At 59.4% G+C, this 14941-nt stretch carries 12 protein-coding genes, 6 tRNA genes, 1 rRNA gene and 1 pseudogene; all 20 read right to left on the minus strand.

Annotated elements, in window-relative coordinates:
• Positions 1-55 precede the first annotated feature (55 nt).
• Positions 56-670, minus strand: coding sequence for an imidazole glycerol phosphate synthase subunit HisH (gene hisH, locus GE107_RS23545; protein WP_219643788.1), 615 nt, complete (start codon positions 668-670; stop codon positions 56-58).
• 1 nt (position 671) lies between these two features.
• A complete protein-coding gene (gene hisB, locus GE107_RS23550; RefSeq protein ID WP_219643791.1) occupies positions 672-1274 on the minus strand; it encodes an imidazoleglycerol-phosphate dehydratase HisB in 603 nt (200 codons plus the stop codon).
• The gene (gene hisD / locus GE107_RS23555; RefSeq protein WP_219643793.1) at positions 1271-2560 is read right to left on the minus strand and encodes a histidinol dehydrogenase; all 1290 of its coding nucleotides are present in this window, start codon (positions 2558-2560) and stop codon (positions 1271-1273) included. Before hisD ends, hisB begins: the two co-directional genes overlap by 4 nt.
• A gap of 103 nt (positions 2561-2663) precedes the next feature.
• Complete coding sequence (gene hisG, locus GE107_RS23560) at positions 2664-3305, minus strand: ATP phosphoribosyltransferase (RefSeq protein ID WP_219643795.1); 642 nt, start codon at positions 3303-3305, stop codon at positions 2664-2666.
• A 407-nt stretch (positions 3306-3712) separates the two neighbouring features.
• Positions 3713-4786: pseudogene (locus GE107_RS23565) on the minus strand (ATP phosphoribosyltransferase regulatory subunit); the annotation flags it as partial.
• A 147-nt stretch (positions 4787-4933) separates the two neighbouring features.
• Complete coding sequence (locus GE107_RS23570; RefSeq protein ID WP_370636511.1) at positions 4934-6706, minus strand: FAD-dependent oxidoreductase; 1773 nt, start codon at positions 6704-6706, stop codon at positions 4934-4936.
• A 194-nt stretch (positions 6707-6900) separates the two neighbouring features.
• Positions 6901-7374 (minus strand): acyltransferase, encoded by a 474-nt coding sequence (locus GE107_RS23575; RefSeq protein WP_219643798.1) that lies wholly within the window; start codon positions 7372-7374, stop codon positions 6901-6903.
• Positions 7371-8033 carry a pyrophosphatase PpaX gene (ppaX, locus tag GE107_RS23580; RefSeq protein WP_219643799.1) on the minus strand — a complete coding sequence of 221 codons (663 nt, stop codon included), beginning with the start codon at positions 8031-8033 and terminating at the stop codon, positions 7371-7373. The genes GE107_RS23575 and ppaX overlap by 4 nt, the downstream gene beginning before the upstream one ends.
• Positions 8026-9126, minus strand: a complete 1101-nt coding sequence (gene lgt, locus GE107_RS23585; RefSeq protein ID WP_219643800.1) for a prolipoprotein diacylglyceryl transferase — start codon at positions 9124-9126, stop codon at positions 8026-8028. The genes ppaX and lgt overlap by 8 nt, the downstream gene beginning before the upstream one ends.
• A gap of 30 nt (positions 9127-9156) precedes the next feature.
• Positions 9157-10089 carry an HPr(Ser) kinase/phosphatase gene (hprK, locus tag GE107_RS23590; RefSeq protein ID WP_219643801.1) on the minus strand — a complete coding sequence of 311 codons (933 nt, stop codon included), beginning with the start codon at positions 10087-10089 and terminating at the stop codon, positions 9157-9159.
• A 136-nt stretch (positions 10090-10225) separates the two neighbouring features.
• The gene (locus tag GE107_RS23595) at positions 10226-11350 is read right to left on the minus strand and encodes an ABC transporter ATP-binding protein (RefSeq protein WP_219643802.1); all 1125 of its coding nucleotides are present in this window, start codon (positions 11348-11350) and stop codon (positions 10226-10228) included.
• Positions 11351-11438: 88 nt separating this feature from the next.
• Complete coding sequence (locus GE107_RS23600; protein ID WP_219643803.1) at positions 11439-12530, minus strand: PucR family transcriptional regulator; 1092 nt, start codon at positions 12528-12530, stop codon at positions 11439-11441.
• A gap of 82 nt (positions 12531-12612) precedes the next feature.
• Positions 12613-13560: an MraY family glycosyltransferase gene (locus GE107_RS23605; RefSeq protein WP_219643804.1), complete on the minus strand. Its 948-nt coding sequence runs from the start codon at positions 13558-13560 to the stop codon at positions 12613-12615.
• Between the two features lie 579 nt (positions 13561-14139).
• Positions 14140-14215, minus strand: a tRNA-Lys gene (locus tag GE107_RS23610).
• A gap of 28 nt (positions 14216-14243) precedes the next feature.
• A tRNA-Tyr gene (locus tag GE107_RS23615) sits at positions 14244-14328 on the minus strand.
• Positions 14329-14356: 28 nt separating this feature from the next.
• Positions 14357-14432, minus strand: a tRNA-Phe gene (locus tag GE107_RS23620).
• Positions 14433-14464: 32 nt separating this feature from the next.
• Positions 14465-14541 (minus strand) — tRNA-Asp (locus tag GE107_RS23625).
• Between the two features lie 21 nt (positions 14542-14562).
• Positions 14563-14638 (minus strand) — tRNA-Val (locus GE107_RS23630).
• A gap of 17 nt (positions 14639-14655) precedes the next feature.
• A tRNA-Met gene (locus GE107_RS23635) sits at positions 14656-14732 on the minus strand.
• Between the two features lie 90 nt (positions 14733-14822).
• Positions 14823-14941, minus strand: a 23S ribosomal RNA gene (locus GE107_RS23640); the annotation flags it as partial.

Raw genomic sequence — 14941 nt, forward strand, 5'->3', positions numbered from 1 at the left:
ACTTTCCGGCGCTCGATCCCGGTTTCTCCCGGCTGCCTTCCTTCTTCCGACGGATTCAGCCCGCCCGGCGGGCGGTCATCTCGAGAAAACGGCGGAGCAGCGCGGTGCCGAGCTCCCCGCTTTTCTCCGGATGGAACTGCATGCCGTACACGGAGCCGCGGCCGACGATGGCCGTCACCGGCTGATGGTAATCCGTCACCGCGAGCAAATCCTCCTGCCGCTCAGGCAGCGCGTGATACGAGTGCACGAAGTACACGTGCCCCGGTTCCAAGCCTTCAAACAAGGGGCTCGGTTGCAGGAATTCAAGATCGTTCCATCCCATATGCGGCACCTTGTAGTCGCCCTGGAACCTCACGACGCGGCCGGGCAGCAGGTTCAGCCCCTCGTGCCGGCCGTGCTCCTCGCTCTCGCTGAAGAGCAGCTGCATGCCCAGGCAGATGCCGAGCAGCGGCTTCCCGCTGCCGGCGTACCGCTTCACGACCTCTTCGAGCCCGCTCTCGCGCAAATTCGCCATCGCGTCGCCGAATGCCCCGACCCCGGGCAGTACGGCCCCGTCCGCTTCCATGATGACGCGAGGGTCGGACGTCACCACCGCCTCGTATCCGAGCCGCTCGATCGCTTTGCTGACGCTGTGCAGATTGCCCATGCCGTAGTCGAATATCGCGATCAACTTACAGCACCCCTTTCGTGGAAGGCACGCCTTTCACGCGGGGATCGATCGAAGTCGCCTCGTCCAAGGCACGTCCGAGCGCCTTGAAAACCGCCTCGATCATATGGTGGGTATTCCGCCCGTAATGGACGATGACATGCAGCGTGATCCGCGCCTCGAGCGCCAGCTTCCACAGGAACTCGTGCACGAGCTCCACGGTGAAGCTGCCGACCGTCGCCGCCGGGAAGTCGCCCCGCATCTCGAAATGCGGCCGCCCGCTGATGTCGATGATCACCTGCCCGAGCGCCTCGTCCATCGGAACGAATACGCTGGCGTACCGCTTGATGCCCTTCTTGTCGCCGAGCGCGTCCCGGAGCGCCTGTCCCAGGCATATGCCGATGTCCTCCACCGTATGGTGGTCGTCGATATCGACGTCCCCCCGGGCTTCCACTTTCAAATCGAACTGTCCGTGTCTGGCGAACAGGTCGAGCATATGGTTGAGAAAAGGAACGTCGTTCTCGATCGACACGTCCCCGGTTCCGTCCAGGTTAAAAGCCAGCGAAATGTCCGTTTCCCCCGTTTTCCGGGATACGGAACCTTGGCGACCTTCCGGCCATTCACTCATTGCGATTCCCCGCCTTCCCACCGAATTTCCACCGCTCGCGCGTGGCCTTCGAGACCTTCGTGGCGGGCCAGCGCCGCAATGCCTGACGTATCCCGCCGAAGGGCTTCCTTGCTGTATCGGATCAAACTGGATTTCTTCAGAAAATCGTCCACGTTAAGCGGCGAAGAGAATCGTGCAGTGCCGTTCGTCGGCAAAATGTGGTTCGGTCCCGCGTAGTAGTCGCCCACCGGTTCGGAGCTGTACGGCCCGAGGAAAATCGCGCCCGCGTTCTCGATCCGCCCGAGCAGCTCCAGCGGATCCTCCGTCATCACTTCCAGATGCTCCGGTGCGAGCCGATTCACGACATCCACACCTGCGCTCAAGCTCTCCACCAGCAAAATCGCCCCATACTGCTCCAGCGACTTCTCCGCGATCTCCCGCCGCGGAAGCAACGCGACCTGTCTCCGCAGCTCCGCCTCCACCGCGCGGCCAAGCCGCTCCGACGGCGTCACCAGCATCGCCGACGCCATCTCGTCGTGCTCCGCCTGCGACAGCATGTCCGCGGCCACGAACCGCGGATCCGCGCTATCGTCCGCCAGCACGGCGATTTCGCTCGGGCCCGCGATGCTGTCGATGTCGACCGCGCCGAACACGGCTCGTTTCGCCAGCGCCACGTAGATGTTGCCGGGCCCGCAAATCTTGTCGACGGGGGGAATGCTCGCCGTCCCATAGGCCAGCGCCGCGACCGCTTGGGCGCCTCCGACCCGGTAGATCTCCGTCACGCCCGCTTCCGCGGCGGCGACGAGAATATACGGGTCGATGCCTTCGCGCCCTCCGGTCGCGGGCGGAGTCACCATCGCGATCTCCGGCACGCCGGCCACCTTGGCCGGAATCGCGTTCATGAGCACCGACGACGGATATGCCGCCTTGCCGCCCGGTACGTACAATCCGACCCGGCGAAGCGGCCGGATGACCATGCCGAGCATCGTGCCGTCCGGCGATACATCCATCCACGAGTTCCGCTTCTGCTTCTCATGGAACGCCCGGATGTTCGCCGCCGCCTGCCGCAGAGCCGTCAGAAATTCTGGCTCCACCTGCCCGTATGCGGCTTGGATCTCGTCTTCCGCAACCCGAAGTCTTCCCGGCGTCAGCGCGACTTTATCGAATTTCTCCGTATATCTCAGCAAGGCTGCGTCGCCTTCCCGGCGGACCGCCTCGACGATTTCCGCCACCGCCGCATTCTGTTCCGGCGAGCCATACTCGCTTTCCCGCTCCAGTCGGAATCCCGATGCCAAACCGAAATACATGCTCAAGCACCTCCCTGCAAGTAAAAACGACTTCGTCGTCGCGCAAAATAAAGAATTTCGTTTTTATCGTAGGTGATTCAGATAAGGATGGGAATTGCGATCCTTACTGAATCACAGACGGAATCGCGCGGCCGAGCCGGTCGCACAGCGTCTGGATCGCCGTATTTTTCAAACGGTAACTCACCCGGTTCGCGATCAAGCGGCTCGTTACCTGGAACATTTCCCGCATCTCCACCAAACCGTTTTCCCGCAGCGTCTGCCCTGTTTCCACCATATCCACGATCCGGTCGGCCAATCCGATCAGCGGCGCCAGCTCGATGGAACCGTTCAGCTTGATCACTTCCACCTGTTGGCCTTGCTCGCGGAAATATTGGGATGCCACGTTCGGATACTTGGTCGCCACGCGCGGATGGATCACCGGCTTCCAATCCGGCAGTCCGATCACCGACATTCGGCACCGGGCGATGCCGAGATCCAGCAGCTCGTACACGTCCTTGGCTTCCTCCATCATGACGTCCTTGCCGACGACGCCGATGTCCGCGACCCCGTATTCCACGTAAGTCGGCACGTCCACCGGCTTCGCCATGATGAACTCCATGCCCGCTTCCGGAACGGGAATGATCAGCCGCCGCGAGTCGTCGAAATCGTCGGGAATGGGCAGGCCCGCCTGCCGGAACAACTCGCTCGCTTGTTTGTATATGCGCCCCTTAGGCATTGCGACCTTCAATACGCCGCCGTTCGTCATGCCTGCTCCCCCCCTTGCCCGCCGAACGCGACCAACCCGTCATATTCGGTTCCCTTGTAGGTGAACGTTCCCCCGACGCCGCCGCTACCGTTGCCGTTATCGCTGCCATTGCCGTTGCCATTGCCATTACCGTTACCATTGCTGTTGCCATTGCCGTTGCCATTGCCGTTGCCATTACCGTTGCCATTGCCGTTGCCGATACCGTTGCCGCTACCGTTGCCATTGCCGTTGCCGATACCGTTGCCGCTACCGTTGCCATTGCCGTTGCCGATACCGTTGCCGCTGCCGTTATCGTTGCCTTTACTGTCGCCATTCCCGATACTGCCGCCGCTCCCGGCCCCCGCCCATGCCTGCCGCAATTCCGTCACTTCCGCAGCGTCCGCCGCCATCGCCGTCACGGCGACCTTTCCGGCCGCGCGCAGGCGTTCGGCTTCGCCCAAAGCCTGCTTCCGATAGGCTGCGGTATAGACGACCAACGTTTTCTCCGGCGCCGATGCCTCGTCCTCGACCACTTCCAGGATCCGCGTCGTCTTGAGCGCGAAACCCGTCGCCGGAGCCGTGCGCCCGAACTGGGCGAGCAGATTGTCGTAACGACCGCCGCTGCACACCGGAAAGCCGAGCTTCGAAGCATAGCCTTCGAACGTCATGCCCGTGTAATAAGAAAAATCCCCGATCATCGTCAGGTCGATCAGCACGTGCTCCTGCACGCCATAAGCCGCCAGCACGTCCCATACCTCGCACAAATGCCGGATGGCCGCCCGGGCGCGCTCGCTGCCGCTCAGCTGCATCGCCTGCTCGCACACCTCCTGGCCTCCGCGCAGCCGGAGAATGCCCTCCAGCTCGCCCCTCCAGGCTTCGTCCAAAGACAAGGTGCGCAAAATATGGCGGTAACCGACATGGTCCCGTTGCAGCAGGCACGATTTGAGCGCCTCCTGCTCCTCTTCCCGGCCGGGCAGCGTCTCCTCGAACAGTCCGTTCAGGAAACCGACGTGTCCGACCGCGATTTTGAAGGAACGCACCCCTGCCGCCTGCAGGGAAGCGATGGCCAGGGCGATCACCTCCGCATCCGCCTCCGGCGAAGGATCCCCCACCAGCTCGACGCCGGTCTGGAAAAACTCCGCTTCCCGCCCGGCATCCTCCTCGAACGCCCGGAACACGTTGCCGTGATAGCTCAGCCGCAGCGGAAAAGGCTGCTCTTTCAGCAACGAGCCGACGACCCTCGCGATCGGGGCGGTCATGTCGGACCGCAGAACGATCGTCGTCCCCCGCTGGTTCAGCAGCTTGAACAGCTTCTGGTCGGACGTGGCGCTCGCCACCCCGACCGTATCGTAGTATTCCAACGTCGGCGTCATGATCTGCTCGTAGCCCCAGCGGCGCATGCAATCCAGCACGCCGAGCTCGATCCGGCGAAGCTTGGATACGGCGTGGGGCAAATAGTCTTTGACGCCGATCGGTTTTTCGAAGCCTTTAGGTTTCGACACGCGAAAACACCTCGGAACGCTTTAGTGAGTTAATGTGCTACCATGTTACCATACTGCCAAAATAAAGGGTTTGATCCACTTTAGCATGAAAGCCGCAAGCCGTCAAGAAACCGAATAACCCCCCGATCGCTCAGGGGGCTTTCGAACTTATTCGTATGTGATGCCGGCATACCGCTCCACGACGTCCCGGATCAGCATATACGTATCTCCGTTGGTCAGCTTGCTCGGATCTTTAATCGATTGAAGCGCGTTATCGGTCAGCGCTTTATCGGCGGTGAGCGTCTTCAGCGCCGTATCCGGAGTCGCCTTCAGCCCGGCCGCCAGCGCGATCGTATAGGCCGCCTGTTCCAAGGTTAAAGCCTGCTTCGCCGGTTCCCCCATCCCTTTCGCCGCCTCGGCCGGATTGCCCGGGAACGCAGCCGGATGGATCTTCTTGACTCCGAGCATCAAATTGAACATGCGCTGGGGATTGGACTTCCCGTCTAGATCGAACCCTTTGTTGTCGTAATCGCCGAAAGTTAGCGACATGCTCACGGCTGCCAGCAAGCCCGGATATTGTCGGTGTTTCGCGTAATCCGGCTTCTTGATCGCGGGCATCTTCAAATCCATGCCCTGCGCCGTCAGCCGTTTCCGGAGCTCCGCAATGTCCGCCTCGGATCGGGACAGCTCCCGGAAGGTGACCCCTTTCTCGATCGCCAGCTTCGCCGCGGCCCCGGCCGCTTCGCCCGTCGCCATGCCCAAGGGAATCACGCGCGCGCTGCCGTGCGGAAGCGAATCGAAGCTGGCGGAACGTCCCACGACCAGCATGCCGTCCACCTTCTGCGGCACGAGCGTCCGGAAAGGAACGCCGTATGCCTGGGGTTTCATCATGACGGCGCCAGGGTCGCTCGGGTTTTTACTCTGGATATCGACTTCATACGAGCCGTAGGCAACCGCGTCCCAGAAATCGCGGTTTTCCATCAGGTCGGTGATCTTGAGCCGGTACTCGCCCAGAATGTGGCGCGATTCGCGGACGTACAGCTCCGGCGCCGTTCCGGCGAATTCGAGATCCCGGAACTCTTTGAATTTCTTCTTCAGGAATTCGACGATCAGCGGGGCTTCCTTGCGCCCGATTTCCAGCCCTTCCTCCACGGACTTCGGATCGAGGGGATCCACATCGTAAATATGCATGGCATTGATGAGGATCGTCTGGTCGTTCTGCCGCCCGATGTTCAGGCCCCTGAGCTTCACGCGCTTGGGATTGCTCGATACGTATTCTTTGGCCTCCGGAAAACCCCACGCGCTCATCTTGTCGATCCCGGATTTCGGATGTTTGCCGAACGATTGCCAAATTTCCTGCGTCACGCCGCTCAGCTTGAAGACGAGGGTGACGGCCATCCGCGCGTTCGGCTCTCCGATATCCTCGCGCCCGAAAGTGTAAGGAACGCCTGCGGCCGCGGCCAGATCGGCGTCCTGGGTCGCATCGATCAGCGCCTTGGAAGCAACGGAGATTTCCGTCCCGTCTTGCTGCACGATCCGAAGGCCGGTAACGCGGCTGCCTTCCAGGATCGGCTCCATTCTTCGCGCCATCAGCAGCACATCGATATTCGGCTCGGCCGCCACCATTTTGTTGAAGACGTTGGCCGCCGTATTGACGTCGAAGGAGGTTCCTTCGATCTGGTCGTACCACTCTTGAAAAATGCCTTTGTCCAAAAAGGACAATTTGCCGTTCAGCCAAGCATGTTTGGGAGCTTTGTTCAAATCGAGCGAATTCAGCCACCCCAGCGTCATGAGGCCGCCGAGAATTTCCCGGTCGCGGCCGTCTACCAGCAGCACATGCAGCCCGTTCCGGGCTGCGGACAGGGCAGCCGCGATCCCTTCGGGATCGGTACCCGCCACGATCACATCATACGCGTCCCGGGTTGCCCCCGTGGCTTTCACCGGCTGGAGCTCCTGATGCTCCGCTTGATTCGCCGTATCTTGATACTTTTGCCAAAGAAAATAAGCCGTTGACATTCCAATTAACATCAGAGCGAGCAATAGCACCAGTTTGGTTCGTAGGGATAATACGAGCATGAAGCAACTCCTGTCGGGAAAATCGGAAAAAACCAAGGCAACGCGCCATTCGCGAGAGGTTACAAATCCCGGAGAGGATTGCCTCCCACCCGGGCACCGGCGGGAACGTCGCGATGAACGACGGCCCCGGCCGCCACCACCGCATGGTCCCCGATCGTCACGCCGGGCAGCACGGTGACGTTCGCCCCGATCATGACGTTGGAGCCGATCGTAATGTTGCCGAGTCGGTATTCTTTGATCAAATATTCATGGGTCAGCAAGGTCGAATTGTATCCGATAATCGAGTTCTCGCCGATCGAAATCCTTTCGGGAAAAAAGACGTCGACCATGACCATCAAAGCGAACGCGGTCCGGTCGCCGACTTTCATGCCGAGCACTCGGCGATAGATCCAGTTTTTCACCGGCAAGCTCGGGCAATACCTCGCCGCTTGGATAAAGACGAAATTGCGGACGGCTTTCCACCGGGAAACCGTCCGGTACATTTGCCAAAGCGCATTCGGTCCTTCCACCGGATACCGCTCTACGTTTCTCAAGCTTTCGCACCCTCGATTCCGCACAGGGCCAGCAATTCTTCCATGCGCTCGATGACCTGCTCCGCTCCCGCGTCCCACAGCACGGCTTCGCCCTTCAGAGACCATGCCACGCCGATCGGCATCGCGCCCGCGCGCAGCGCCGATTGCATGTCCACCGTGCTGTCGCCGACCATGGCCGTAGCCTCGGGCTCCGCCCCGATGGCTTCCATGGCCTTCAGAACCGGTTCGGGATGCGGCTTCGCATGCTCGACATCGTCGAGCGTGACGATCGTATCCATGTGCTCGAAGAGACCGAACATGCGCAGCGCCCTCTCGGTCGTCGGACGCATTTTGGTCGTGACGACGCCCAGCTTGATCCCGTGCTCCTTCAAACGCTTCACGACCTCCGCCACGCCCGGGAACAAGCTGACCATTTCGTCATGCTTCAAGTAATTGTATTCCCGGTACGCCTGGGTCAGCTCCGCGACGTCCTCGAGCCCGGAGAACTGCTGCAACTGGTCCTTCAGGGGTTGTCCCATGCTCGGGATGATGTGGTCCCGGCCGAAACCTTCCGGCACCTTGCCCTTCAGGGCGTGCAGAAACGATTGGATAATCAGTTCGTTCGTGTCCACGATCGTTCCGTCCAGATCGAACAGAACGGCCTTGAGTGCATTAGTCATCCTTGCGCGTGTCTCCATTCTGGCTGCCGATGTCCCTGTTTTCGGGAGATACTTGCGGTTCCGGAGTCGCTCCGGGCTCCTGAGCCTCTTGGGAGGACGGAACGACCGGGTCGGCACCCGTTACCGGAGATTCCGCCGCTTCCTCCGGCCCCGCTTGGGAAGCCGCTTGAGCCGCGGCTGCTTGACGGCTGACGAGCGGATCGTGATAATACCCGCCGGCGGCTCCGGTCCCTCTGCGGACCACGATCACGAGAATGCCAAAGATCACGATCAGCAGGGCCAGCAATTGCGACGTCCGGATATTCCCGTAGGCCGGATCCAGATAACCTTCCTGAAACACGACGGTCATCGGGGACCACAAGCCGCGAATCAAGGAAGCCAGCCACGCGGGTCCTTGGAAGGCAAGGCTGTCGGTGCGAAGCGCCTCGATGAAGAACCGGCCGATCGAATACCAGATGAAATAAGTCAGGAAAAGCTCGCCGGTTTTCAGGAATTTCAAACGCCGGACGATGAACAGGATCACGAGACCGACCAAGCTCCACATCGATTCGTATAAAAAGGTAGGATGGCGGTAGATGCCCCCGATGTACATTTGGTCGACGATGAAATTCGGGAGATGCAGCGTATTCCGCAGGAACGCTTCGTCCGTCGGGCCGCCGAACGCTTCCTGGTTCATGAAGTTGCCCCAGCGCCCGATCATCTGCCCGATCAGCAAGGACGGCGCGCAAATATCCGCGATCCGGATGAAGGAATATCCTTTGTTCCTCGCGTAGATAAACCCGCAAATCAGCGCTCCGATCAGGGCGCCATAGATGGCGATGCCCCCGTTCCAAATCTGCACGATCTCGCCCGGATGGCTCCGGTAATAGTCCCACTTGAACAAAACGTAATAAAGCCGCGCACCCACGATGGCGGAAGGGACCCCATACAGGAGCAAATCCAGGAAGAAGTCCGGCGTGATGCCGAACCGCTTGCCCTCCTGGATGGCGAGGAGAAGTCCCGCCAATGCGCCCAAACCCAGAATGATCCCGTACCAGTGGACCGTTAACGGCCCTAGCGTAAAGGCGATCGGATCCAAACTCAATGGAAGCATCGTTGTCCTCCGTCCCGACTCATCTTGAATTTATTCGTAATCGTCGTCCGCGATCGCTTCGGTCAGCTTGTTCGTGAACTGGAGCGCCGCATTGTACCCCATCCGCTTCAGCCGGTAGTTCATCGCCGCCACTTCCAGGATGACCGCGAGGTTGCGGCCGGGCCGTACCGGTACCGTCAACAGGGGAATTTCCGTATCGATGATCTTGGTCGTTTCCTCGTCCAAGCCGAGCCGGTCATACTGCTTGCCTTGCTCCCAATTCTCGAGCTTGACCACGAGACTGATGCTCTTCTGGTTGCGGACCGCTCCGGCGCCGAACAAGGTCATGACATTCAAAATGCCGAGTCCGCGGATTTCGAGCAGGTGACGGATCAAATCCGGGGCGCTGCCGTACAGAACGTTGTCCCCGGTCTGGCGGATTTCCACGGCGTCGTCCGCGACGAGCCGGTGGCCCCGCTTCACGAGCTCCAGCGCGGTTTCGCTTTTCCCGATGCCGCTGCCCCCCGTTATCAGCATCCCTACCCCGTAGACGTCCACCAGAACGCCATGGATGGTGGCTGAAGGCGCAAGCCGCTTCTCCAGGAAGTTGGTGATGCGGCTGAGCAGGATCGTGGTCGCTACGGTACTGCGCAATACCGCGATTCCGCGCTCGTTCGCGATCTCCACCAACTCGGCCGGAGGCTGAAGCCCCCTCGTGATGATGATGCAAGGCGTTTCTTCCTGGCACAGCCGTTCCATCCGGTCCCGCCTGTCTGCGGTCGTCAGCGTCTCGAGAAAAGCCAGCTCGGTTCGTCCCAGGATCTGCGTTCGTTCCGCCGGATAATAATTGAAATAGCCGGCCATCTCCAATCCCGGCCGGTTCAAGTCGTCCGTCTCGATCGTCCGCCGCAGTCCGTCTTCCCCGGCCGCGACCTCCAGATGAAATTGCTGCACGAGTTCGGCTACTTTCACTTTTTTAGGCATCGTACAGCTCCTTTCCCATTTTCCAATATCAACATCGTAACGAAATTAGGCGGCTAAAGCAATGCCGCGTTCCTGCCCGCCGCTTATGTAAAAAACCGCCCGGCCTGGGGCCGGACGGTTGCGTGGCTGGATGCCATTACTTCAGTTCGAAAACGTTGAGCTCGGATTCCTTGTCGAACACGTGAACTTTGTTCATGTCGATGGCGAGCTTCACGTTCTGCCCTTCTTGCAGGCCGGAGCGAGCGTCGACGCGGGCGATGACGTTGTCTTTGCCCAGGCCGTTCAGGTACAGGTACATCTCATGGCCGAGGTTCTCGGATACTTCGATGCTCGCGTTGATGATGCTGTTCGGCGAAGCCTCGATGAACACCGGCTCATCGTGGATGTCTTCCGGACGAACGCCGAGGATGACTTCTTTGCCGATGTAGCCCTTGCTGCGGAGCACGCTGGCTTTGCCTTGCGGGATTTCCACGTTGACGCCCGTCGCGCGGAAGCGGACGGCGCCGCCCTCTTCTACCAGCTGGCCGGTCAGGAAGTTCATGGCCGGAGCGCCGATGAAGCCGGCAACGAACAGGTTAACCGGATGGTTATAAAGCACTTCCGGTGAATCGGATTGTTGAATGAAGCCGTCTTTCATGACGACGATGCGGTCGCCCATCGTCATGGCTTCCGTCTGGTCGTGGGTAACGTAGATACAGGTCGTTTCCAGACGCTTCATCAGCTTGGAAATGTTCGCGCGCATCTGCGTACGCAGCTTGGCGTCCAAGTTGGAAAGCGGTTCGTCCATCAGGAACACTTGGGGTTCACGGACGATCGCGCGGCCCAGGGCTACCCGCTGGCGCTGACCGCCGGACAGAGCCTTCGGCTTGCGCTCGAGCAGGTGCTCGATTTCGAGCGTACGTGCGGCTTCGCGCACGCGGCGGTCGATTTCGTCCTTGCGGAATTTGCGCAGCTTCAGACCGAAAGCCATATTCTGATAAACGTTCATATGCGGATAAAGTGCGTAAGACTGGAACACCATCGCGATGTCGCGGTCTTTCGGAGCGACGTCGTTCACGACGCGGTCGCCGATGTACAGCTTGCCTTCGGAAATTTCCTCGAGGCCCGCGATCATCCGGAGGGTTGTCGACTTGCCGCAGCCGGAAGGTCCGACCAGAACGAGGAATTCTTTGTCTTGGATGTCAAGATGGAAGTCGGATACGGATGCTTTGTCAGAACCCGGATATTTTTTGAATACATGTTCCAAACGTACGCCTGCCATTTTGTTTCCCCCTAACGCTCGTTTAAAGGTACGTTTTCATCTTACCTCGGGCCGGGCGAATTGACTATGCACAAAGCGTACAAAAAATTCATTTCCTTTTCGTGACTTTGTACAATAGCAATAAAATGCGCACCAAAACCGCGTCGTTAAAGGAGCGGACGTCCAAGCCCGAATCTTGCTTGATCTTGTCCAGGCGGTACAGAAGCGTGTTGCGGTGGATGAACAGTTTTTTGGCGGTTTCGCTCACGTTGCAGTCCATGGCGAAGAAGGCGTCGAGCGTCGAGACGGTTTCCGGGTCGTTGAACAGGTCCGGTCTCCCCATCATTTCCTCGACGAAACGGCTCCTTGCCGCCTCGGGAATCCCGCTCAGCAAACGCTCCAGGTGGATGAGCCAAGGCAGATGCACCTGCATGCCCACATGGAACTTCCGCCCGAGCTGGATGGTTTCCCTGAGAATCGCGACGGCATGCACCACGCTTTCCGTCGGATCGATCGGCTCGCCGGCCGCCACGTGGCACTCTCCTCCCCACTCTCCGGTCACCATTTGGTGCAGGCCGGAAGCCAGGGAGGACAGAATGCCTTTCCCTTCGTCGCTGTCAACCATTTCGTCGTCGCCGGTCTCCGTTTCCGCGAGCATCCGGTCGGGAGCCAGAATGAGCCATTCATGCTCGCGCAGCGGGACGAGAAGCGTATCCTCGGTGAGGAAAGACCGCAGCGCCTTCTCCAGGTCCGCGTACGACGGCTCCTTGTCCTCCGCTTGCTCGCACAGCAGGAGGAACGGAATCATCCCGTCGAACAAGCGGGACCTCAGCTCCATCCGGTCCGGCACTTCGGCCCGCCATTCGCCGCCGGCCGCGCATTGTCCGATCCACTCGCCGAGCTTGCGGGCCTGGCGCTCCAAGTCCGTCGTCCCTGCGGGGGGACGTCCGTTCTTCTGCTGCAGCAACAGGCGCAACAGCTCTCTCTCTAAAGCCGTGAGCTCTGCCGTAATGTCGTACACCTGCAGGTCGGATCCGGAAACCCGCGCGACGAATCGCTTGGCTTCCGGAAGCTCGAGCATATCCCCGGCTTCGGGGTACCGTCCGCCGCCGTCTTGCTCCCATTCGGCGACCGGGATCGTTCTGGCAGCCGCTTTGGCGCCCAGCAACCTCTCCAGCTGCTCCCCTGTCGTGTTTTGCATCGCGTTTCCCCTTTGCCGGCCGTTGGTTTCTGCGTGTATTGTATCATATTTCGCGCAGGCGGGGGGAATGCCCGGACAACCCTCAACGGAGCATCAAGAGCACGACGATGGAAAGCAGCGAAAACACGGCGGCGATGAGATAGAGAAAGGACACGGTCTGCACCTGCGTCAATCCCCACTTCATGAGACTGTGGTGGGTATGGAGGTTGTCGGCGCGATGCAGCCCTTTGCCTTCGAAAAGGCGTCGGCTGAAAACGATCACCGTATCGAGGATCGGAACCCCGAGGGCAAGCAGCGGAACGGACAAAGAGAGGAACGTCGCTCCTTTGAGGGTGCCGTCGACCGCCGTCACCGCCAGCGTGTAGCCTAGGAACGTGGCGCCGGCATCCCCCATGAAAATACGTGCCGGGTGGAAATTGTAAGCGAGAAAAGCCAGGCAGGAGCCCGCGAGCGCGACCGCCACAACGGCGGTTACCGGCTGCGCCTCGATCAGGGAGGCGACGAAGATCGTCAGGGAAGAGATGACGCAGACGCCTGACGCGAGTCCGTCGATTCCGTCAATGAAATTGAGCATGTTGATGAGCGCGAATACCCAGACGGCAGTGACGATCGCGGAGAGGACAGGCGGAAACAAAATCATCGCTGCGGGGGACGGGGAGGAAACGCCTTGGATCGCAATGCCGTGCCATACGGGGATGAAGGATACGGCTATGTACAGCAGCAACCGGGGCCACACCGGAAATTCTCGGCCCCGCGACTTGAAGGAATCGTCCAGGAGACCGATCGCGACGAGCAGGATTCCTCCGGTCAGGATGGCTCGGAACAAGGGATGATTCCCCAGGAAGAGGAACGAGCTCAGGATCACGCCGGCGAAGATGGCCACCCCTCCGGAGAGGGGAACCGGCTCCGCATGGATTTTGCGGCCGGTTGGGCGGTCGACGAAGCCCGCCCGGAGCGCAACCGAGCGTACGACCGGAACGAGAGCCATGACCGCGGCGAAAGTGGCGGCCAGCGCATACAGATAGATCATGGGCGTATGCCTCCGGAGGATACTTTCGTTTAGAAGTTCCCCAACTCGGCGCCATTTATCATGCCTTCGTACACGAAATTCCGCAGCCAAGCCGAAATAGCGCATTACATCCACTAAATCGCACGTATCCCCATCAACACGCTGAATTAGCGCACCACGTTCACTAAATCGCAGATATCCCCCATCAACCCGCCGAAATAGCGCATTACATCCACTAAATCGCACGTATCCCCATCAACACGCTGAATTAGCGCACCACGTTCACTAAATCGCAGATACCCCATCAACCCGCCTAAATAGCGCATTACATCCACTAAATCGCACGTATCCCCATCAACACGCTGAATTAGCGCACCACGTTCACTAAATCGCAGATATCCCCATCAACCCGCCGAAATAGCGCTTTACATCCACTAAATCGCACGTATCCCCATCAACACGCTGAATTAGCGCACCACGTTCACTAAATCGCAGATACCCCATCAACCCGTTGAATTAGTTCTTTAAAATACGGAGCTCGAAAATCCCTAGAAACGCAAAAAAACAGACGCCTGTGCGTCCGTTCCGTCATTTGAAAACTGGTGAGCCATGTAGGACTCGAACCTACGACACCCTGATTAAAAGTCAGGTGCTCTACCAACTGAGCTAATGGCTCTTGCTGTAAACATTATTAAAGTAAAAACTGGTGGAGGCTGATGGATTTGAACCACCGAACCCAGGGGGAGCAGATTTACAGTCTGCCGCGTTTGGCCACTTCGCTAAGCCTCCACGGTGTATGCCGTCACCGGCCAAAAGATGGTGGCTCGGGACGGAATCGAACCGCCGACACGAGGATTTTCAGTCCTCTGCTCTACCAACTGAGCTACCGAGCCAAGTTTAATCGTTTTTGGTTGGATAAAGAAAGTGGCGGAGCCGACGGGATTCGAACCCGCGGTCTCCTGCGTGACAGGCAGGCATGTTAGGCCTCTACACCACGGCTCCGCGTTGTAAAGAAATCATGAATGGTGGAGGCTGAGGGGATCGAACCCCCGACCCTCTGCTTGTAAGGCAGATGCTCTCCCAGCTGAGCTAAGCCTCCATGGGAATATGCGTTTATGGTAGCGGCGGAGGGGATCGAACCCCCGACCTTTCGGGTATGAACCGAACGCTCTAGCCAGCTGAGCTACGCCGCCACAAACCAAGGCTTTACACCTTGAAAACCGGATGCGAAACGAAACGTCGTGCTGATTGATGAAACACCGTGCAACCTGTGGGCTGCTGCGTAGGATAAGCCCTCGACCGATTAGTACCCGTCAGCTGCACGCGTTGCCGCGCTTCCACCCCGGGCCTATCAACCTGGTGTTCTTCCAGGGGTCTTACATACTGGGAAATCTCATCTTGA

This window comes from Cohnella sp. CFH 77786, assembly GCF_019400745.1.
In the GTDB taxonomy this organism is placed as follows: domain Bacteria; phylum Bacillota; class Bacilli; order Paenibacillales; family Paenibacillaceae; genus Cohnella.